This is a genomic window from Rathayibacter sp. AY1D5 (assembly GCF_002932515.1).
Lineage (GTDB): Bacteria > Actinomycetota > Actinomycetes > Actinomycetales > Microbacteriaceae > Rathayibacter.
The window spans coordinates 12,574-31,641 of record NZ_PSVU01000045.1; the positions used below are offsets into that span (position 1 = coordinate 12,574).

Genomic DNA, 19,068 nt, shown 5'->3' on the forward strand with positions numbered 1-19,068 from the left:
GCTACCGCCCCCCGCCGACGGCGAGCCGGGAGCGCCGGACGCCCTTCCGGCCGATGATCCGGCAGACCGCGTAGATCGCGAACGAGATCGTCGTCACGTAGGGGCTGATCGGGATCGATCCGCCCAGCGCGAGCAGGATGCCGCCCACCAGCGCGCCGACGGCGAAGAGCACGCTCAGCAGCGGCACGACCACCGGCGAGGCGGAGAGGCGCAGCGCCGCGGCCGCCGGCGTCACCAGGATCGCGAGCACGAGCAGCGAGCCGACGATCTGCACCGAGACGGCGACCGCGAGGCCGAGCAGGAGCATGAACGCGATCGAGAGCGCCCGGGTGGGGATGCCGCGCGCGGCCGCCACGTCGGCGTCGACGCTCGCGAAGGTGAGGGGGCGCCAGATCAGCGCGAGACCGACGAGGACGACCACCGAGATGCCGATCAGCCACCCGAGCTGCGGGTCGTCGACCGCGACGATCTGACCCGTGAGCAGGCCGAACTTGTTCGCGCTGCGGCCCGGGTAGAGGGCCAGGCAGAGGATGCCGATGCCGAGTCCGAACGGCATCAGCACCGCGATGATCGAGTTGCGGTCGCGGGCGCGCGAGCCGAGCACGCCGATCAGGACCGCCGCGATCAGCGAGCCGACGATCGATCCCTCGACGACGCCGACGCCCAGCAGCAGCCCCGCGGACGCCCCCGCGAACGAGAGCTCGCTGATGCCGTGGACCGCGAAGGCCATGTCGCGCGACATCACGAAGACGCCGATGAGCCCGCCGACCACTCCGAGGACCGCGCCGGCGATCACCGAGTTCATCAGGAGCGACAGCAGCGCTCCGTAGTCCGAGAAGTCGAAGATCTGCGACCAGACGTCCGTCACGACTGCCCCTCCTCGTGCTCGTGCACGTGCGAGTGGTCGGGGGCGCCGACCACGATGACCCGGCCCCGGGCGCGGATCACGTCGACGGGTGCATCGTAGAGCTCGCTGAGCACCTCCGAGCGCAGGACCTCGTCGGGGGTGCCGATCCGGAACCGGCCGCCGGCGAGGTAGAGCACGCGGTCCACCATGCCGAGCACCGGATTCACGTCGTGCGTGACGAAGAGGACGCCGAGGTTCCGCTCAAGGCGGTGCCGGTCGATCAGCTCGCTGACCGCGCGCTGGTGGGCGAGGTCGAGCGCGATCAGCGGCTCGTCGCAGAGCAGGAGCGCCGGGTCGCCCGCGAGCGCCTGGCCGACGCGGACGCGCTGCTGCTCGCCGCCGGACAGGCTGCCGATGGGGGCGTCGGCGAAGGCGGTGGCGCCGACGGCCTCGAGCAGCGCGTCGACGGCCGCGCGCCGGGAGCGGGAGGGCAGGGGCAGGCCGAACCGGTGGCCGTCGATCCCGAGCCCGAGCAGATCGCGCGCGCGCAGCGGCGTGCCCTCGTCGGCGAGCCTCTGCTGCGGGATGTAGCCGATGCGCCGGTTGCCGCGGTGCACGGGCTCGCCGAGCACCTGCAGCTCCCCCGCGCTCAGCTGCTGCTGGCCGAGCACCGCGCGCAGGAGGCTCGTCTTGCCGGAGCCGTTCGCGCCGAGCACCGCGACGAACTCGCCGGCGCGCACGTCGAGGTCGACGCCGCTCCACAGCTCGCGGTCGCCGAAGCGGAGGCCGGCGCCGCGCAGCCGCAGCACGGACGCCGAAGGGCCCGCCTCCGGGGAGACGGGCCTGGTCGGGGAGTCGTGGCTCACTGGGAGAGGGCTCCCTCGATCGCGTCGAGGTTGGCGGTCATCCAGCCGATGTAGTCGTCGCCCTCGGGCAGCGTCTCGGTGACGGGGACGGCCGGGATCCCGGCGGCCTTCGCGGCGTCGAGCACCGCGTCCGTCTGCGCGCCCTCGGTCTGCTCGTTGTAGATCAGCGCGTCGACGGCCTCGCCGGAGAACAGGGCGAGCGTCTCCTGGAGCGTGGTCGCGGGGACGTCGGTGCCCTCCTCGACCGCCTCGCTGAAGGCCTCGGGAGTCGCGTCGGTCAGGCCGAGCGCATCGGTCATGTACAGCGGGACGGGCTCGGTGATCGCGATGGAGCGGCCGGAGAGCGCGCCCTTCAGCTCGCCCTCGCGGGCGATCAGGGCGTCGAGCCCCTCGTCGAGGGTGGCGAGATTGGCGGAGTAGGCGGAGGCGTTGTCGGGGTCGAGCGCGGCGAGCTCGTCGCCGATCCGCCCCGCGACCTCCTTCATCACCGAGAGGTCGTACCAGACGTGCTCGTTGAACTCCGCGTGCTCGTGCCCGCCCTCCGACTCCTCCTCCTCCGCGTGGTCGTGGACGTCCTCCAGGCCGGCGATCACGGTGGCCGTGATGACGGGGGCCTCGGTGCCGGCCGCGCTGATCATGGTGTCGAGGAAGTGGTCGTAGCCGCCGCCGTTCTCGATCACGAGGGTCGCGCCGGACACGGCGAGCTGGTCGCGGGCGGTGGCCTCGTACTCGTGCGGGTCCTTGTCCGGGCTGTCGATGATGCTGGTCACCTCGACCAGGTCGCCGCCGATGCTCGAGACGAGGTCGCCGTAGACGTTCGTCGACGCGACGACCTTCACGGGCCCGCCCGCGGCGGCGGCGGCGGAGCTGTCGGAGGCGCTGCCCGCTCCGGAGCAGCCGCTCAGGGCGAGCGCGGTGCCGCCGAGGAGGGCGGTGAGGGCGAGGAGGCGGGTCTTCACGGTGAGCCGATCTGGGTCAGGGGCCGGGCGGGTGCCCCCACGCTAACGGCTATTGATAACGATTGTCAAAATCGTGCGGAGGCGCCCGCCGGTCATCCGCGGACACACGCGGACACGGGGCGACATACGCCTCGCTCCGGACACCTCGCCCCTGGCACAGTCGCTGCACACCGCCCCCGACGAGACGAGGACACCGTGACCACCACCGCACCCACGACCGCCGGCGCCGACGCCGCGACGACGATCGACGCCGCCGCCGAGCACTGGTCGGCCGCACCCCGGCCCGACTCCCCTGACGCCTGGCTCGTCCGCGCCGAGGAGGTCGCCGCCGTGCTCGCGACCGACGCCCTCGAGCGCGACCGCGCCGGCGCCGCCCCCTTCGCCGAGGTCGCCCTGCTCAAGGCGGCCGGCCTCGTCACGCTGCTCGGGCCCGCCGAGCACGGCGGCGGTGCCCAGGAGTGGACCACCGCCCTCCGCGTCGTCCGCACCGTCGCGCGCGGCGACGGCTCGATCGGCCAGCTGCTCGGCTACCACTACCTCTGGGCCTGGGCGGCCCGCCTCGTGGGGACCCCTGAGCAGATCATCGCGGTCGAGCAGCTCGCGACCGAGGGGGACCTCCTCTACGGAGGCGCGGTGAACCCGCGCGACTCCGACCTCACCGTGCGGGAGGAGGGCGACGAGCTGGTCTTCACCGGCCGCAAGTCGTTCTCGACCGGCGGCGTGGTCAGCGACCTGACCGTGCTCGAGGGGGTGCTCGAGGGGACGGACACCCACCTCTTCGCGATCGTCCCCACCGATCAGGAGGGGATCGTCTTCGGCCGCGACTGGGACAGCCTCGGCCAGCGGCTCACCGAGTCCGGCTCCGTCGAGATCCGCGGCGTCCGCGTGCCGTGGGCGGCCGCGGCCGGCTTCGTCGACAGGGTCTACCGTCCGCTCGTCTACAACACCCTCAACGTGCCCGTCATCCAGCAGGTCTTCGCCGAGTTCTACCTCGGCATCGCGCAGGGAGCTCTCGAGCGCGCGGCGCAGTACACCCGCGAGCGCACCCGGGCCTGGCCGTACGGCGGCGACGACAAGGAGCGCGCCGGCGACGAGTGGTACGTGCTCGAGGGATACGGCGACCTGCAGTCCCGGCTCTGGGCCGACGAGGCGCTGATCGACGCGACGGGGGCCGCGCTCTCGGCCGCGCTGCACGCTCCGCGCGAGGAGCTGACGCCTCGGCGCCGCGGCGAGATCGCCGTGCGGATCGCCGCGGCCAAGGCGCGGATCGTGGAGGACGGCCTCGCGACGGCGACCCGCGTCTTCGAGCTGACCGGCGCCCGCGCCTCCGCGAGCTCGGTCGGACTCGACCTCTACTGGCGGAACCTCCGCACCCACTCCCTGCACGATCCGCTGCCCTACAAGCGCCGCGAGGTCGGCGTCTTCGCCCTGCTCGACACCGTCCCCGAGCCCAGCTGGTACACCTGATCGGCCGCGGGGCGCGTCCTGCTCCGGCGGCGCGCCCCGCCCGCACGCCGCCCCGGCGTCGATCCGCGACAGGCCGGAGCGGAGCCCCGGGGTAGCGTGAGGGCCGAGCGGAGGGAGGACCGTGGCCGTCACGCTGCACGACGTCGCCCGCGCCGCCGACGTCTCGATCAAGACCGTCTCGAACGTGATCAACGATTATCCGCACGTGCGCCCGGCCACCCGCTCCCGGGTGCAGGCGGCCATCGCGCAACTGGGCTACCGCCCCAACCTCTCCGCGCGGAGCCTGCGCCGCGGCCGCACCGGCGTGATCGGCCTCGCCCTGCCGGAGCTGAGCCTCCCCTACTTCGCCGAGCTCGCCGACAGCGTGATGCGCGCCGCCGACGAGCGCGGCCTGACGGTGCTGATCGAGCAGACCGGCGGCGACCCCGAGCGCGAGCGGAGCGTCCTGGCGAGCGAGCGCCGGCAGCTCACCGACGGCCTGCTCTTCAGCCCGCTGGGCCTCGCCGACGAGGACGCGCTCGCGGTCGGCTTCCCCCTGGTGCTGCTCGGCGAGCGGATCTTCACCGGGCTGGTCGACCACGTCACCATGCAGAACACCGCGGCGGCGCACGCGGCCACCGCGCACCTGCTCGCCTCCGGAAGGCGCCGGATCGTGGCGCTCGGGACCCACCCCGACGCCGCCGTCAGCTCGGCGTCGCTCCGCCTCGAGGGCTACCGCGCCGCGCTCGCCGAGGCCGGCATCGCCTACGACGAGCGGATGATCGGCGTCTCGGGCCCGTGGCGGCGCTCCGGCGGCGCCGAGGCGATGCGCCGCGTGCTCGCCTCCGGGCTCGACTTCGACGCCGTGTTCGCACTCAACGACACCCTCGCGCTCGGCGCGGTCCGCGCGCTCCAGGAGGCGGGGGTCCGCGTGCCCGAGGAGGTGGCGGTGATCGGCTTCGACGACATCGACGAGGCGGGCTACTCCTCCCCCAGCCTCTCCACCGTGGACTCGGGGCGCGACGAGATCGCGCGCACCGCGGTCGAGGTGCTGCAGGCCCGGATCGAGGGCACCCGCACCGGCCCCGGGACGCTTTACGAGGCGGCGTTCACCGTGGTCGCCCGGGAGTCGACCGCGGGCCGGCCGATCGCGGAGGACCCGGCCGTCGGACGGGCGTCGGCCGGGGCCTAGGCGCAGGTCCCGCTGCCGCAGATCTCGCGGCGGATCCACGCTCCCGCGTCCGCGACGGCCAGCTCGCCGCAGCGGAGGAGCCGGCTCCACTCCACGGCCCGCGTCGTCAGCCGGTCGTCGGCCGAGCCGCGGACGTCGCCGCCGACGGTGCGGAGGAACAGGTGCGCGAGCGGGCCGCCGAGGTACAGCGTGGCGCCCGCGACGCCGGCGAAGTGGCGGGCCTGGCCGCGGGTGCCGTCGTCGTAGGGGCGGCGGAAGCCCTTCCCCCGGACCCGGTTGCGGCCGCCGTGCGCCAGGTCGAGGGCGCCGAGCGGGGCACTGCGGATGCCGGCGACGTCCTTCGCGACGGCCGCGAGGAACGCCCGCGGGCGGGGATGCGACGCCGCGAGGGCGTCGGCGCGGTCGGCGAGCTCGGAGCAGGCGTCGGTGACGGCATCGGAGGAGGGCACCCGCCCAGTCGAGCACAGGTGCGCTGAGCGGCGGCGGGGAGACGCGACGCCCGAAGAGGTCTGCCGCCGTCGGCAGCGGCGAGCAGCGAGGCAGGAGGGGCCCGTGCCGCTCTTGACAGCGGCCGAGCCGGGGCGGACCATCGTGTACAACGTTAGAAAGACCGCTCGCCGCCGAGCCCGCTGCGGGAGCCCGAAGCCCGAAAGGCCCTCATGACCGACGCCCCCGCCGCCACCGCGCGCATCAGCCTCGACCCCGCCGCGGTCGTCGCCCCCGTCACTCCGCGCCTCTTCGGCTCGTTCGTCGAGCACCTCGGCCGCTGCGTGTACGACGGCATCTACGAGCCCGGCCACCCCGCCTCGAACGAGGACGGGTTCCGCCTCGACGTGGTCGAGCTGGTCAAGGAGCTGGGCACCACGACGATCCGCTACCCCGGCGGCAACTTCGTCTCGGGCTACCGCTGGGAGGACGGCGTCGGCCCGCGCTCCGAGCGCCCCCGCCGCCGCGACCTGGCCTGGCACTCGCTCGAGACCAACGAGGTCGGGCTGGACGATTTCGCGAAGTGGGCGGAGCTGACCGGCAGCGAGATCATGTACGCCGTCAACCTCGGCACCCGCGGCGTCCTCGAGGCGCTCGACGTCCTCGAGTACGCCAACGGACCGGCCGGCACCGCTCTCGCCGACCAGCGCATCGCCAACGGCGGGACCGAGCCCTACGACATCCGCATGTGGTGCCTCGGGAACGAGATGGACGGCCCCTGGCAGGTCGGCCACATGAGCGCTGACGACTACGGCAAGCTCGCCTCCCGCACCGCCAAGGCCCTCAAGATCGCCGACCCCTCGCTCGAGCTGGTCGTCTGCGGCTCGTCGAGCTCGTCGATGCCGACCTTCGGCGAGTGGGAGCGCGTGGTCCTCGAGCACGCGTACGACGACGTCGAGTACGTCTCGTGCCACGCCTACTACCAGGAGTACGACGGAGACCTCGGCTCCTTCCTCGCCTCCTCCCTCGACATGGAGTACTTCATCGCCACCGTCGCGGCGACCGTGGACCACGTGAAGTTCAAGCTCAAGAAGACGAAGGACATCAAGCTCTCCTTCGACGAGTGGAACGTCTGGTACCTCGAGGAGTGGCAGGCGAAGGAGAAGGCCGACGCCGAGGGCGACCAGAGCACCCGCGAGTGGGCCTACGCCCCGCGCCTGCTCGAGGACGTCTACTCCGTCGCCGACGCCGTCGTCCTCGGCAACCTGATGATCACGCTGCTGAAGAACTCCGACCGGGTCACCTCCGCCTCCCTCGCGCAGCTCGTCAACGTGATCGCGCCGATCATGACCGAGCCGGGCGGAGCCGCGTGGCGCCAGACCACGTTCTTCCCGTTCTCGACCACCGCGCGCCTGGCCTCCGGCTCGGTGCTGCGCCCCCGGATCGACGCGGGGACCTACTCGACCGCCCGTCACGGCGACGCTCCGCTCATCGACTCCGTCGCCACCGTCGACGAGGGCCGCGCGGCCGTCTTCCTGGTGAACCGCTCGCAGACGGAGCCGATCGAGGTCACCGTCGACGTCAGCGGCCTCGGAGTCTCGAGCATCGCGGAGGCGGTGGCCCTGTTCGACGAGGACCCCTACGCGAAGAACACGCGTGACGACCAGGACCGCGTGCGCCTGCGCGAGGCCCCGGCGACGCTCGAGGACGGCGTGCTGACGCTGACCCTCCCGCCCGTCTCGTGGACGGCGGTCGCGCTCACGGCGTAGCGGCGCCCCACCCGCGGGACCGCGTCCGGCCTCCCGGAGCCGCGCGGACCCGCGGGTCCCGTCGGGAACCGTCCCGGCTCAGGCCGCGGGCCGCAGCGGGGAGGAGGCGCTCGAGCTGGTCCGCGAGGTCGTCCGCCACCCCCACGAGTACGTGGCGGGGATCGGGCTCGACAACCTCGAGACGGCGGGTCCGCCCGAGCGCTTCGCCGACGCCTACCGCCTCGCCGGGGAGGCCGGCCTGGGCCGGACCGCCCACTCCTCCGAGCACGCCCCGACCGCGGCCAACACGACGACCTGCCTCGATCTGCTGGGCTGCGACCGGATCGACCACGGCTACTTCGTCCTCGAGGACCCCGCCGTCGTCGAGCGCGTCCGCGAGCAGGGCGTGGTGTTCACCGTCGCCTCGACGACCTCGCGCCGCTCCTGGCGGCCCTGGCGGCGCGCGTCCATCCGGGCGATGCTGGACGCGGGACTGCGGGTCGTACCGTGCTCCGACGATCCCGGGATGTTCCCGACCACGCTCGCCGACGAGTACCGCCTCGCCGCCGGCCCGATCGGCGCGACCGCCGGTCAGCTGCGCGAGATGGCGCTCACCGGAGCGGAGGCCTCCTGGCTGCCCGCCGCCGAGAAGGAGAGTCTGCGCGCGTCGTTCGCCGCGGAGCTGGACGCGCTGGACGCGGAGTTCGGGCTCGTCTGAGGCCCGGGACGCGACGGGCTCCCCGCCCTGACAGAGTGGACGGATGAGCCCCCTCCCCGATCCCCTGGCCTTCGACCTCGAGGCGCTGCGCCGGGAGGTGCTGCCGGACGACGGGGGCGAGGTCGACGACAGCATCCCCGCGCTCGCGGACGCCGACCCGGGTCTGTGCGCGATCGCGCTCGTCCTGCCCGACGGGTCCGTCCGCGCGAGCGCCGACGCGGAGTCGCGGTTCAGCATCCAGTCGGCCGTGAAGCCGTTCCTGTTCGCGCTCGCGCTCCTCGACACCGGCGGTGACGCGCTCGACCGCGTCGGCACCGAGCCCACCGGCGAGGCCTTCGACGCCCTCAAGCTCGAGAGCGGCACCGGGCGCCCGCCGAACCCGATGGTCAACGCGGGAGCGCTGCTGACCGCCGCCCTGGTCGACGGCGGCGACGCCGACGGCCGGAGCGAGCGGATCCTCCGCGGCCTCTCCGCCTTCGCCGGCCGCCCGCTCTCCGTCGACGAGAGCGTCGCCGCCGACGAGCACCTCCTCGGCGACCGGAACCACGCCCTCGCGCACCTGATGCGCGCGGAGGGCACCCTGCACCGCAGCGCCGACGACGCCGTCTCCGCGTACGCCCGGGCGTGCGCCGTGCTGGTCGACGTCCGCGACCTGGCCGCGATGGGCGCGACGCTCGCGTTCGGCGGCGTGCACCCGGGGACCGGCGAGCGGGTCGTGCCGGCCTCGGTCGCCCGCGACGTGGTCGCGGTCATGGCGACGTGCGGCGTCTACGACGGCTCGGGCCGCTGGATGCGCGCGGTCGGCGTCCCCGCCAAGTCGAGCGTCTCGGGCGCCCTCGTCCTCTCCGCTCCCGGTCGCCTCGGCGCCGCCGTCGTCAGCCCGCCGCTGGACCCCCAGGGCACCAGCGTCCGCGGCGCCCGCGTCGCCGCCCGCCTGAGCGACGCCCTCGCCCTGCACTCCTTCGCCGTCTCCCCCCGCTGACCGCTGCCCCGTCCCCCCGCTCCCGACGTCGCGGGTGCACACCGCACCCTCAGCGGAGACCATCCGCCCTCCCTCGACAGCGAAGGGCCGAGCCACGTCAGCGCACGCTCGCCCGCAGGGCCGAGCTCACCGCCGAATCGCGTTCCAGCGATTCGGCGTAGCGGTACGCTCCCCGCTCCACGGCACGCCCCCACCTCGTACAGCCGACCGCGGAACGGATGACGACGAAGGAGGAATCCGCTCAATCGAGCACCGCCCGCTCAGTCGAGCAGCAGCGCCGGTTCCTCCAGCACGCTGGCGACGTCGGCGACGAAGCGGCTGACCACGTCGCCGTCGACGACGCGGTGGTCGAAGGAGCCGCCGACCGTGGTGACGAAGCGGGGGCGGACCTCGCCGTCGACGACCCAGGGCTTCTGCTTGATCGTGCCGAGGGCGATGATCGCGACTTCGCCGGGGTTCAGGATCGGGGTGCCCGTGTCCATCCCGAAGACGCCGATGTTGGTGATGGTGATGGTGCCGTTCTGCATGTCGGCGGCGGTGGTCTTGCCGTCGCGGGCGTCGAGGGTGAGCTTCTCGAGGGCCTGGGCCAGTTCGAGGAGGCTCATCGACTGGGCGTCCTTGACGTTGGGGACGAGCAGTCCGCGCGGGGTGGCCGCGGCGATGCCGAGGTTGACGTAGTGGCGGACGACGATCTCGGTGTCGGTCCAGGCGGAGTTGACGGTGGGGTTGCGGCGGACGGCCCAGATGATGGCCTTGGCCATGATGAGCAGCGGCGAGACCTTGACGCCGGCGAAGTCGGGCGAGTTCTTGAGGCGCTTGACGAACTCCATGGTGCGGGTCGCGTCGACGTCGACGAAGACGCTGACGTGGGGCGCGGTGAACGCGCTCGTCGACATCGCGGCGGCGATCGCCTTGCGGACGCCGCGCACGGGGATCCGCTCCTCGCGGTCGTCGCCCCAGGCGGGGGTCTGGATGTTGCGGAAGACGCTGGCCTGGGAGGCGTGGCGGATGACGTCGTCGCGGGTGACCTCGCCGGCGAGGCCGGTGGCCTGCACCTCGAGGAGGTCGACGTCGAGGTCCTTCGCGAGCTTGCGGATCGGCGGCTTCGCGATGACGGGGAGCGCGGCGGCGGCCGGCACGGAGGCGGGCCGGGCCGGGGCCGTCGGGCGGGCGGCGGGCGCGGCGGCCGAGGCGGTGGCGCCCGGTCGGCGGCGGCGGGTCTGGACGTGTCCGCCGGCGGTGCCGTAGCCGACGAGCGCGGCTCCAGAGCCCTCGCCCGGCTCGGTGGTGGAGGGGGCGGGCGGAGCGGCGGCCTGCGCGGGGTGGGCCGGGATCGCGGGCACCTCGGAGCCGATCGAGCCGGCTCCGGCCTGGACGGTGATGATCGCGGTGCCGACGTCGACCGTCTGGCCCTCGTCGACGAGCACGTCGACCACGGTGCCGCTGAACGGCGAGGGGAGCTCGACGAGCGACTTGGCGGTCTCGATCTCGACGAGGACCTGGTTGACGGCCACCTCGTCGCCGACCTTGACCTTCCAGGCCACGATCTCGGCCTCGGTGAGGCCCTCGCCGACGTCGGGGAGGAGGAACTGCTCTGTCATCGGGGGGACTCCTGTGGGCTCGTGCGGGCGGATGTCGCGCGCGTCAGTACGCGAGCGAGCGGTCGACGGCCTCGAGCACGCGGTCGACGTCGGGGAGGAAGAGCTTCTCGACCTTGGCGGGCGGGAAGGGGGTGTCGAAGCCGGCGACCCGGAGGACCGGCGCCTCCAGCGAGAAGAAGGCGCGCTCGGTGACGGTCGCCGCGATCTCGGAGCCGAGGCTCACGTTCGCGGACGCCTCCTGCGCGACGACGAGCCGACCGGTCCTGCGGACCGACGCGAGCAGCGGCTCCCAGTCGATCGGGGAGAGCGAGCGCAGGTCGACGACCTCGACGCTCGTGCCCTCCTCGCCCGCGAGCTCGGCGGCCTGGAGGAGGACGGCGACCATCGGGCCCCAGCCGACCAGCGTGACCTCGGTGCCCTGGCGGACGACGCGGCTGGCGTGCAGCGGCGCGGCGGACCCGCTGAGGTCGACGTCGCCCTTGGGCCAGTAGCGGCTCTTGGGCTCGAAGAACATGACGGGGTCGTCCGAGGCGATGGCCTCCTGGATCATCCAGTAGGCGTCGTTGGGAGTCGACGGGCTGACCGCGCGCAGGCCCGCGGTGTGCGCGAAGTACGCCTCGTTGCTCTCCTGGTGGTGCTCGACAGCTCCGATGTGCCCGCCGTAGGGCACGCGGATGACGACGGGCATGGTGATCGCACCCTCGTGGCGGTTGGTCATCTTGGCCAGCTGCGAGGTGATCTGGTCGAACGCCGGGTAGATGAACCCGTCGAACTGGATCTCGCAGACCGGGCGGAAGCCGCGCATCGCGAGCCCGATCGCAGTGCCGACGATGCCGGACTCGGCGAGCGGCGTGTCGAGCACGCGCTTCGCCCCGAACTCGGCGTGCAGGCCCTCGGTGATGCGGAAGACGCCGCCCAGGGGGCCGATGTCCTCGCCCATCAGGAGGACGCGGTCGTCCTGCGTCATCGCTCGGCGGAGGCCGGCGTTGAGCGCCTTGGCCATGGACATGGACTCGAGCTGCGACCCGGTGAGGGGCGGCTGCGCGGCCGTCGTGCTGGTGTCGATCGTCATCACTCGCCTCCGAACGATTCTTCGTAGCGCTGCAGCCACGCCTTCTGCTCCTCGACGAGCACGTGCGGCTCCGAGTAGACGTGGTCGAACATGACGCCCGTGGGCGGGACCTCGAGGGCGAGGAGGCGGCGGCGGATGTCGGACGCGAAGTCCTTCGCCTCCTCGTCGACCTCGTCGAAGAAGGACTGCTCCACGCCCTCGCTCCGCAGGAACGCGGCGAAGCGGGTGATCGGATCCTTCGCGACCCACGAGGCGAGTTCGTCGTCGGTGCGGTACTTCGTCGGGTCGTCGCTCGAGGTGTGCGCGCCGATCCGGTAGGTCAGCGCCTCGATGAACTGGGGACCGCCGCCGGAGCGCGCGTCCTGCAGGTGCTTGGCGGTGACCGCGTAGCTCGCGAGCACGTCGTTGCCGTCGATCTGCACGCCGGGGATGCCGAAGCCGGAGGAGCGGAGGTAGAGGGGGCTGCGCGACTGCGTGGCCACGGGGACCGAGATCGCGTAGTGGTTGTTCTGGAGGAAGAAGACCTCGGGAGCCTGGTAGCTCGCGGCGAAGACCATCGCCTCGCTGACGTCGCCCTGGCTGGAGGCGCCGTCGCCGAAGTAGACGACGACGGCCGCGTCCTTCTCGGGGTCGCCCGTGCCGGTCGCTCCGTCGAGAGTGAGGCCCATCGCGTAGCCGGTCGCGTGCAGGGCCTGCGAGCCGAGCACCAGCGTGTAGAGGTGGAAGTTCCCGTTGGTCGGGTCGGTCGGGTCCCAGCCGCCGTGCGTCGTGCCGCGCAGGAGCGCGAGGACGCCGAGCAGGTCGATGCCGCGGATCTTGCCGACGACGTGCTCGCGGTAGGAGGGGAACACGTGGTCCTGCGGACGCATCGCGAACGCGGAGCCGACCTGCGCCGCCTCCTGGCCGTGGCTCGGGACCCATAGTCCGAGCTGGCCCTGGCGCTGCAGGTTCGCGGCCTCGGTGTCGAAGCGGCGGACCACCGCCATCTCGCGATAGAAGGAGCGGTGCTGCGCCTCGTCCACCCCGTCGAGGTAGGAGGCGTACTGCTCGGCCGCGGGGGTCGGCGAGAACCGCCCGTCCGCGGAGAGGAACTGGACAGTCGGCGACTCCGTGCTGGTGGCTACCACCCGACTAACCTATCCGTCTCGCGGGGTGGCCCTCGGGGAGGGAAGCCACAATCTCGGCCGCCGCGCTGAGGAGCTTGTCGACAGAGCGCGCCTCGCCGACGGAGACGCGGATCCCCTCCGGCGGGAACGCGCGGACCACGACCCCGGCGCGCTCGAAGACCTCGGCGGCACGCGCCGTGTCCTCGCGGGTGTCGAACCAGAGGAAGTTCGCCTGCGACTCCGGGATCGTCCAGCCCTGGTCGAGCAGCGCCCGCCAGAGGTCGTCGCGGAGGCGGGTGATGCGGTGGACGCGCTCGAGGAGCTCCTCGCGGTGCTCGAGGGAGGCGACCGCCGCTGTCTCGGCGAACCGGGTGACCGAGAGCGGGATGGCGGTGGAGCGGGCGGCGTCGAGGATCCGCGCGTGGCCGATCGCGTAGCCGACGCGGAGGCCGGCGAGGCCGTACGCCTTGGAGAAGGTGCGGGCGATCACGAGGTTCGGGTAGCGGCCGAGCAGGCGGGTGCCGTCCACGGCCCGCTCGTCGTCGACGAACTCGGCGTAGGCCTCGTCGAGGAGCACGAGGACGTCTCCCGGGACGCGCTCGAGGAGCGCCTCGACGTCGTCGGCGGTGGCGACGGTGCCGGTGGGGTTGTTGGGGCTGCAGACGATCAGCAGGCGGGTGCGCTCGGTGACGGCCTGGGCCATGGCGTCGAGGTCGTGGGTGTCGTCGGCGCGGAGCGGCACGCGCACGCTGGTGGCGCCCGCGGTCGTGACGAGCGAGGGGTAGGCCTCGAACGAGCGCCAGGCGTAGACGACCTCGTCGCCCGGGCCCGCCGCCGCGGTGATCAGCTGGGCGATGACCGCGACGGAGCCGGCTCCGACGATCACCTCCTCGATCGGGACGCCGTACTCCGCGGCGAGCGCTGTGCGCAGGGCGGTCGCCGCCGCGTCCGGGTACCGGTTGAAGTCGTCCACCTCGCGGACCCGCGCGAGCACGGAGGGCAGCGGGTCGAACGGGTTCTCGTTGGAGGAGAGCTTGAAGGCGTCGGCGGCGGCCGCGCGGCCCTGCTTGTAGGCGGGGAGCGCCAGGATCTCGGGGCGGAGGCGGACGGGAGGCTCCTGCTGGTCGGTCACCCGCCCCATGCTAGGCGGCGCGGCGGCGGGCGCCCCGCCGTTCCGCGCGCGCCGTCCCCCGCCCTCGACGGGTGTGCGCCGGGCCCCCTTCCCACCGGTCGAGCGCCGCCGGTGCGGCCCGGAGGTGCGGCCGACCCGGGTCTCGGATGCGCGAACCGCCCCACTGACCGGCGCCCACGGCGGCCGTCCCCCGATTAGGGTGCAGTGATGCGGAGTCGAGGGCGAGCCGAGCGGCGCGGGGGTGCGCGCCCGCTCCTCCGGGGCGCCACGGCTGCGATCGCCCTGCTCGTCGCCGCCGGCGCGCTCACCGGATGCACGCCCTCCGCGGAGGGCACGCAGGCGACCCCGACTCTCCGCGAGACGTCCATCGACGTCGCCGCGCCTCCGGCCTACACCGCCGCGCGCGAGGCCGGCCTCGCGCTGCGGGACGACTCGCTCGCGCTCCTCACCGCGACCGACGGCACCGTCGCGGGCGCGGCCCGCACCGATCTGCTGGTGGCGATCGGATCCCTGAACGCAGCGCTCGAGGGAGTCTCGGCCGACGCCATCACCACCGCGACGACCGCGGCCGGGGAGCAGCGGACGGCGCTGGCCGAACGCGTGCTCGGCCTCGCCACGTCGACCCTCGCCTCCGGTCGCGGATCGACGTCCCGGCGGGCGGTGCTGACCGACGCGGTCGAGCAGCTCCGGAGCGCTGTCGCCTCGGGAGCCGCGGTCGCTCCGCTGGCCGTCGCCGTGATCGAGGCGCGCGAGCCGCTCGTCCCGGAGCCGGGCAGCGGATTCGCTCCTCCCCCGCGCCCCGCGCCTCCCGCAGCTCCCCGGCCGACCAGTGCGCCCGAGCCGACCCAGGAGCCGACGCCCGATCCCCCGGCTCCGGAGCCGGCTCCCGCGCCCGCCCCCGAGCCGACCGAGGCCCCGCAGCCGACGGCGGAGCCCCTGCCGCAGCCCGAGCCCACCGCGGTGCTCCCTCCGCGGACCTGCGCCGACGACCCCCGCCTCTGCACTCCTGCGCCCGAGCCGACCATCGGCGGGCCCCTCACCTGAGCCCCGGCTCGCGGCGCGCCCCGCCTGCGGGGATAGTGGAGGCATGAGCAGACTCCTCCTCGGCCTCCTGACCAACGCCGTCGCGATCTGGCTCACGACCCTGGTCGTGGCGGGCGTGCGCGTGGACCCGTACGAGGAGGGCCCCGCCGCGGCGGTCCTCACGTACCTGCTGGTGGCGGTGATCTTCGGCGTCGTCAACGCCGTCGTCGGCGGAGTGGTGCGGGTGGTCGCGTTCCCCCTGTACGTGCTGACGCTCGGCCTGGTCTCGTTCCTCGTCAACGGCCTCCTGCTGCTGCTGACCGCCTGGATCAGCGGCCTCTTCGGCTTCGGCCTCGTCGTGGACGGCTTCTGGTGGGGCGTGCTCGGCGCCCTCGTGCTCGCCCTGGTGAACTGGTTCATCGGCCTCCTCCTGCGCCCCTTCCTCCGCCGCCGTCAGGACTGACACCGCGGGCTCGGCAGTCAGCATCGGCCGCGCCGCCGCCGCCCGGGAGGCCCCGCGCGCCATCGGTGGACGACGGCCGCGATCGGCCTGCTGTGGAGGAGCCGCGGTGCGCCATGATGGGCGGGTGACCCCCGACTCCCCTGCGCCCTCGGCCTTCGCCGTGTGCTTCGTCTGCACCGGCAACATCTGCCGGTCGCCGATGGCCGAGGTGGTGCTGCGCTCCCTGGCGGAGCAGGCGGGGCTCGGCTCCGCGATCGAGATCAGCTCGGCCGGCACCGGCGAGTGGCACCTCGGCGAGCACGCCGACAGCCGCGCCCTCGCGGCGCTGGAGCGTCACGGCTTCGACGGGGGCCGCCACCGCGCCCAGCTCTTCGACCCGTCCCGCTTCGCCGAGTTCGACCTGGTCGTCGCGCTCGACCACGGGCACGAGCGCGCGCTGCGCTCCTGGGCGCGCACCGAGGTCGACCGGCAGAAGATCCGCCGCCTGCTCGACTTCGAGCCCGGCCTCTCCCCGCAGGGCGACGTCCCCGACCCCTACTATTCCGATGCGGCGGCGTTCGACTCGGTGCTCGCGCTGATCGAGCGCGCCTGCCGGGCCCTCTTCGCCCAGATCGAACCAGGACTGCGCGGCAACCGCTCGGTCCGCCCCGACTCCACCGACGCGCGCGCCGCCCTCGCGCAGGACACCTGAGAACCGGAAGGCACCACCGCATGACCTCGCTCCCCACCCAGCCGCTGAGCCCCCTCGACGGCCGCTACAGCGGTGCCGTCTCGTCGCTCGGCGAGTACCTCTCGGAGGCGGGGCTGAACCGCGCGCGGGTGCACGTCGAGGTCGAGTGGCTGCTGGCGCTGACCGACCGCCGCCTCTTCGGCTCCGAGCCCGTCGACGCGGCGACCGCCGAGGAGCTGCGCCGCCGCGCCCGCGACTTCGGCCAGCCCGAGATCGACGAGCTGGCGACCCTCGAGGCCCGCACCCGCCACGACGTGAAGGCCGTGGAATACCTCGTCCGCCAGTGGCTCGAGGAGCTGGGCCTGCAGCGCATCGCCGAGCTCACCCACTTCGCCGCCACCAGCGAGGACATCAACAACCTCTCCTACGCGATCGTGGTCCGCCAGGCCGTCGGCGAGATCTGGCTGCCGAAGCTGCGCTCGGTCGTCGCGTCGCTCCGGGAGCTGGCCGTCCGCTACCGCGGCGAGTCGATGCTCAGCCGCACCCACGGCCAGCCCGCGACCCCGACCACGATGGGCAAGGAGTTCGCCGTCTACGCGTACCGGCTCGAGCGGGTCGTCGCGCAGATCGAGGCGACGGAGTACCTGGGCAAGTTCAGCGGAGCGACGGGCACGTTCGCCGCGCACCTCGCCGCCGACCCCGGCACCGACTGGCCCGCCCTCGCGGAGGAGTTCGTCACCTCCCTCGGCCTCGTCTTCAACCCGCTGACCACCCAGATCGAGTCGCACGACTGGCAGGCCGAGCTCTACGGCAGGGCCGCGCACGCGAACCGCATCCTGCACAACATCTGCACCGATGTCTGGACCTACATCTCGCTCGGCTACTTCCGGCAGATCCCCCAGGCCGGGGCGACCGGCTCGTCCACGATGCCGCACAAGATCAACCCGATCCGCTTCGAGAACGCCGAGGCGAACCTCGAGCTCTCCAGCGCCCTGCTCGACTCGCTCGCGCAGACCCTGGTCACCTCGCGCCTCCAGCGCGACCTCACCGACTCGACCACGCAGCGCAACATCGGCGTCGCGTTCGGCCACTCCCTCCTCGCCCTCGACAACATCGCCCGCGGCCTGCTCGAGATCGACCTCGACCCGACCGCCCTCGCCGCCGACCTCGACGGCAACTGGGAGGTGCTGGCCGAGGCGATCCAGACGGTGATCCGCGCAGAGGTGGCGGCCGGCCGCTCCTCGATCACCGACCCGTACGCGCTGCTGAAGGACCTGACCCGCGGCAAGCGCCTCGGTGCCGACGACCTCGCCGTCTTCGTGCAGGGTCTCGACATCGGCGACGCGGCGAAGGAGCGCCTGCTGGCGCTGACGCCGGGCGGCTACACGGGCCTCGCCTCGTCGCTGGTCGACCGCCTGAGCTGATCCGCCGGGCCGCGAGCGCGGATGCCGCCGTCCTCGAGAGCGAGCACTCCGACTCCTGCGTGCTCTCGGCGGCGCGGTCGACGGCGGCGCGATGTCGGGGGTCGCACCTAGCGTCGGCGGCATGTCAGCGTGCGCGATCGGAGGGTGCGCCTCCTCGGCCGAGACGGGCGCCCCCCTCGCGCTCTGCGCGGCGCACCTCGAGCTCGCGCACGACTGGGTCGCCCGCGAGGACGGCGTGATCGACGCCCTGCCCTCGCCGTGCGCGGCGTGCGGGTCCCGCCTGGGCGTCCGGCTCCCCTCCGCCTGGCTCTGCGCCGCCTGCGAGTGGCGGCTCGGCGATGCTCCCGACGGCGAGCTGCCGCCGCCCCGGGTCGACGTCGTCTACTACATCCGCTTCGGCGAGCGGATCAAGATCGGCACCAGCGGCAATCCCCGGCAGCGCCTCCACCGGCTCCGGCACGAGGAGCTCCTCGCGTTCGAGCGCGGCGGGCGAGCACTCGAGCAGCATCGGCACGCCCAGTTCGCCGACGAGCGCCTGGAGCGCACCGAGTGGTTCGCGCGCAGCCCCGTGCTCGACGCCCACATCGAGACCGTGCGCGCCGGGGAGCCCGACCCCTGGGCCCTGCACCGCCGCTGGCGCAGCGAGGCGCTGGCCCTGCGGCTCTGACGCGTCGGCTGCGAGCCGGCGGCGACGACTCGACCGCTCCGACTCGCCGGCTCCCACTCGACGGTTCCCACTCGCCGGCACTGCATCCACGGGTCCCGCTCCGCCGAGCCGGACACCGGGACGGCGCGACGGGGAGGGAGCGACGGGGACGGATCCCGGAGGACAGTCCCGCAGCCGCCGCGCGACGCGCTCAGCGCCCCCAGGCGTCGACGAGCAGCGGACCGCGGACATCGCGGAGCCGGTCGACCAGGCGGTCCGCTAGCGCGGCCGTGACCCCCGTGGCGACCAGGTCGTGGGGGCCGAGCGGCAGCAGCTTGCCCGTGCGGATGCGCACCACCTCCCAGCCGGCGGAGCGGAGCGCGCGGTCCTTCCGCCGGTCGGCCTCCTCGCGGTGCCCGACGTGCTCGAGTCCGTGACGGCCGGTGGAGTCGTACTCGATCGCGACGCGCAGCTCGCCGAGCACCAGGTCGGGCCACGCCTCGCGGTGCTCGAAGAACGGCCGCGCGAGACGCACCGCCGTGTGCGCCGGATCGAAGACGAGCCGCTCGGCGAGGAGTGCCCGGAGCCGCGCCTCGACGGCGGAGGCGGGAGGAGGCGCGCACCGGCTGGCGAAGGGCTCGCCGACGGGGAGGTCCGGCGTCTTCGGGCACACGCGGGCGGGCCGGGGTCGGGAGCGCGCCGGGCGGGCGGCGCAGAGCCAGGCGGAGGGGAGCCGGACGCCCAGGC

General features: G+C 73.7%; 18 protein-coding genes and 1 pseudogene. 10 read left to right on the forward strand and 9 right to left on the reverse strand.

From position 1 onward, the window contains the following. Nucleotide 1: 1 nt before the first annotated feature. Genes C5C82_RS13155 through C5C82_RS13165 form a run of 3 tightly spaced genes read right to left on the reverse strand, consistent with a single transcriptional unit; the run spans nt 2 to nt 2,672 of the window. Nucleotides 2–805, reverse strand: coding sequence for a metal ABC transporter permease (locus tag C5C82_RS13155; RefSeq protein ID WP_104224551.1), 804 nt, complete (start codon nt 803–805; stop codon nt 2–4). A gap of 59 nt (nt 806–864) precedes the next feature. After that, nucleotides 865–1,713 (reverse strand): metal ABC transporter ATP-binding protein, encoded by an 849-nt coding sequence (locus tag C5C82_RS13160; RefSeq protein WP_104296045.1) that lies wholly within the window; start codon nt 1,711–1,713, stop codon nt 865–867. Then, the gene (locus C5C82_RS13165) at nt 1,710–2,672 is read right to left on the reverse strand and encodes a metal ABC transporter solute-binding protein, Zn/Mn family (RefSeq protein ID WP_104296044.1); all 963 of its coding nucleotides are present in this window, start codon (nt 2,670–2,672) and stop codon (nt 1,710–1,712) included. The genes C5C82_RS13160 and C5C82_RS13165 overlap by 4 nt, the downstream gene beginning before the upstream one ends. Before the next feature lie 195 nt (nt 2,673–2,867). On the opposite strand from C5C82_RS13165, the gene C5C82_RS13170 reads away from it, so the two are divergent. Then, nucleotides 2,868–4,139 carry an acyl-CoA dehydrogenase family protein gene (locus tag C5C82_RS13170; protein ID WP_258062949.1) on the forward strand — a complete coding sequence of 424 codons (1,272 nt, stop codon included), beginning with the start codon at nt 2,868–2,870 and terminating at the stop codon, nt 4,137–4,139. Between the two features lie 121 nt (nt 4,140–4,260). Beyond that, the gene (locus C5C82_RS13175) at nt 4,261–5,310 is read left to right on the forward strand and encodes a LacI family DNA-binding transcriptional regulator (RefSeq protein WP_104296043.1); all 1,050 of its coding nucleotides are present in this window, start codon (nt 4,261–4,263) and stop codon (nt 5,308–5,310) included. Here C5C82_RS13175 and C5C82_RS13180 read toward each other — a convergent pair. Then, a complete protein-coding gene (locus C5C82_RS13180; protein ID WP_104296042.1) occupies nt 5,307–5,759 on the reverse strand; it encodes a hypothetical protein in 453 nt (150 codons plus the stop codon). The two genes, C5C82_RS13175 and C5C82_RS13180, sit on opposite strands and share 4 nt — an antisense overlap. Before the next feature lie 210 nt (nt 5,760–5,969). Here C5C82_RS13180 and C5C82_RS13185 point away from each other — a divergent pair, with 210 nt between their 5' ends. From C5C82_RS13185 to glsA, 3 genes are all read left to right on the forward strand, one after another. Further along, on the forward strand, nt 5,970–7,505 hold the full coding sequence (locus C5C82_RS13185) for an alpha-N-arabinofuranosidase (protein ID WP_104233557.1): 1,536 nt from the start codon (nt 5,970–5,972) through the stop codon (nt 7,503–7,505). A gap of 115 nt (nt 7,506–7,620) precedes the next feature. Next, nucleotides 7,621–8,202 carry a hypothetical protein gene (locus tag C5C82_RS13190; protein ID WP_104296041.1) on the forward strand — a complete coding sequence of 194 codons (582 nt, stop codon included), beginning with the start codon at nt 7,621–7,623 and terminating at the stop codon, nt 8,200–8,202. A 43-nt stretch (nt 8,203–8,245) separates the two neighbouring features. Then, nucleotides 8,246–9,184 carry a glutaminase A gene (gene glsA / locus C5C82_RS13195; RefSeq protein ID WP_104355205.1) on the forward strand — a complete coding sequence of 313 codons (939 nt, stop codon included), beginning with the start codon at nt 8,246–8,248 and terminating at the stop codon, nt 9,182–9,184. A 260-nt stretch (nt 9,185–9,444) separates the two neighbouring features. On the opposite strand, the gene C5C82_RS13200 is transcribed toward glsA, so the two are convergent. From C5C82_RS13200 to hisC, 4 genes are all read right to left on the reverse strand, one after another. Next, nucleotides 9,445–10,785, reverse strand: a complete 1,341-nt coding sequence (locus C5C82_RS13200; RefSeq protein ID WP_104292763.1) for a dihydrolipoamide acetyltransferase family protein — start codon at nt 10,783–10,785, stop codon at nt 9,445–9,447. Nucleotides 10,786–10,828: 43 nt separating this feature from the next. Beyond that, nucleotides 10,829–11,794: an alpha-ketoacid dehydrogenase subunit beta gene (locus C5C82_RS13205; RefSeq protein WP_181027250.1), complete on the reverse strand. Its 966-nt coding sequence runs from the start codon at nt 11,792–11,794 to the stop codon at nt 10,829–10,831. 62 nt (nt 11,795–11,856) lie between these two features. Next, entirely contained in the window at nt 11,857–12,984 is a 1,128-nt protein-coding gene (locus tag C5C82_RS13210) for a thiamine pyrophosphate-dependent dehydrogenase E1 component subunit alpha (RefSeq protein ID WP_104226633.1), read from the reverse strand. Nucleotides 12,985–12,988: 4 nt separating this feature from the next. After that, nucleotides 12,989–14,104: a histidinol-phosphate transaminase gene (hisC, locus tag C5C82_RS13215; RefSeq protein ID WP_104226632.1), complete on the reverse strand. Its 1,116-nt coding sequence runs from the start codon at nt 14,102–14,104 to the stop codon at nt 12,989–12,991. Between the two features lie 198 nt (nt 14,105–14,302). On the opposite strand from hisC, the gene C5C82_RS13220 reads away from it, so the two are divergent. The 5 genes from C5C82_RS13220 (at nt 14,303) to C5C82_RS13240 (ending at nt 18,342) form a co-directional block, all read left to right on the forward strand. Then, on the forward strand, nt 14,303–15,139 hold the full coding sequence (locus C5C82_RS13220; RefSeq protein ID WP_146085992.1) for a hypothetical protein: 837 nt from the start codon (nt 14,303–14,305) through the stop codon (nt 15,137–15,139). A 43-nt stretch (nt 15,140–15,182) separates the two neighbouring features. Continuing rightward, nucleotides 15,183–15,581, forward strand: a complete 399-nt coding sequence (locus C5C82_RS13225) for a phage holin family protein (RefSeq protein ID WP_104225199.1) — start codon at nt 15,183–15,185, stop codon at nt 15,579–15,581. A 124-nt stretch (nt 15,582–15,705) separates the two neighbouring features. Further along, on the forward strand, nt 15,706–16,272 hold the full coding sequence (locus tag C5C82_RS13230; protein ID WP_181027248.1) for a low molecular weight protein-tyrosine-phosphatase: 567 nt from the start codon (nt 15,706–15,708) through the stop codon (nt 16,270–16,272). A 20-nt stretch (nt 16,273–16,292) separates the two neighbouring features. Further along, on the forward strand, nt 16,293–17,675 hold the full coding sequence (purB, locus tag C5C82_RS13235) for an adenylosuccinate lyase (RefSeq protein ID WP_104296285.1): 1,383 nt from the start codon (nt 16,293–16,295) through the stop codon (nt 17,673–17,675). Nucleotides 17,676–17,796: 121 nt separating this feature from the next. Further along, nucleotides 17,797–18,342 (forward strand): GIY-YIG nuclease family protein, encoded by a 546-nt coding sequence (locus C5C82_RS13240; protein WP_104296284.1) that lies wholly within the window; start codon nt 17,797–17,799, stop codon nt 18,340–18,342. Between the two features lie 190 nt (nt 18,343–18,532). On the opposite strand, the pseudogene C5C82_RS13245 reads toward C5C82_RS13240, so the two are convergent. Beyond that, nucleotides 18,533–19,068, reverse strand: a pseudogene (locus C5C82_RS13245) (endonuclease domain-containing protein); the annotation flags it as partial.

What these genes read in the sequence shown, in the direction of transcription:
- C5C82_RS13155 (WP_104224551.1), bottom strand. Translation starts at nt 805, where the DNA reads ATGAACTCGGTGATCGCCGGCGCGGTCCTCGGAGTGGTCGGCGGGCTC.
- C5C82_RS13185 (WP_104233557.1), top strand. Translation starts at nt 5,970, where the DNA reads ATGACCGACGCCCCCGCCGCCACCGCGCGCATCAGCCTCGACCCCGCC.
- glsA (WP_104355205.1), top strand. Translation starts at nt 8,246, where the DNA reads ATGAGCCCCCTCCCCGATCCCCTGGCCTTCGACCTCGAGGCGCTGCGC.
- C5C82_RS13200 (WP_104292763.1), bottom strand. Translation starts at nt 10,785, where the DNA reads ATGACAGAGCAGTTCCTCCTCCCCGACGTCGGCGAGGGCCTCACCGAG.
- C5C82_RS13205 (WP_181027250.1), bottom strand. Translation starts at nt 11,794, where the DNA reads ATGTCCATGGCCAAGGCGCTCAACGCCGGCCTCCGCCGAGCGATGACG.
- hisC (WP_104226632.1), bottom strand. Translation starts at nt 14,104, where the DNA reads ATGGGGCGGGTGACCGACCAGCAGGAGCCTCCCGTCCGCCTCCGCCCC.
- C5C82_RS13220 (WP_146085992.1), top strand. Translation starts at nt 14,303, where the DNA reads ATGCGGAGTCGAGGGCGAGCCGAGCGGCGCGGGGGTGCGCGCCCGCTC.
- C5C82_RS13225 (WP_104225199.1), top strand. Translation starts at nt 15,183, where the DNA reads ATGAGCAGACTCCTCCTCGGCCTCCTGACCAACGCCGTCGCGATCTGG.
- purB (WP_104296285.1), top strand. Translation starts at nt 16,293, where the DNA reads ATGACCTCGCTCCCCACCCAGCCGCTGAGCCCCCTCGACGGCCGCTAC.
- C5C82_RS13240 (WP_104296284.1), top strand. Translation starts at nt 17,797, where the DNA reads ATGTCAGCGTGCGCGATCGGAGGGTGCGCCTCCTCGGCCGAGACGGGC.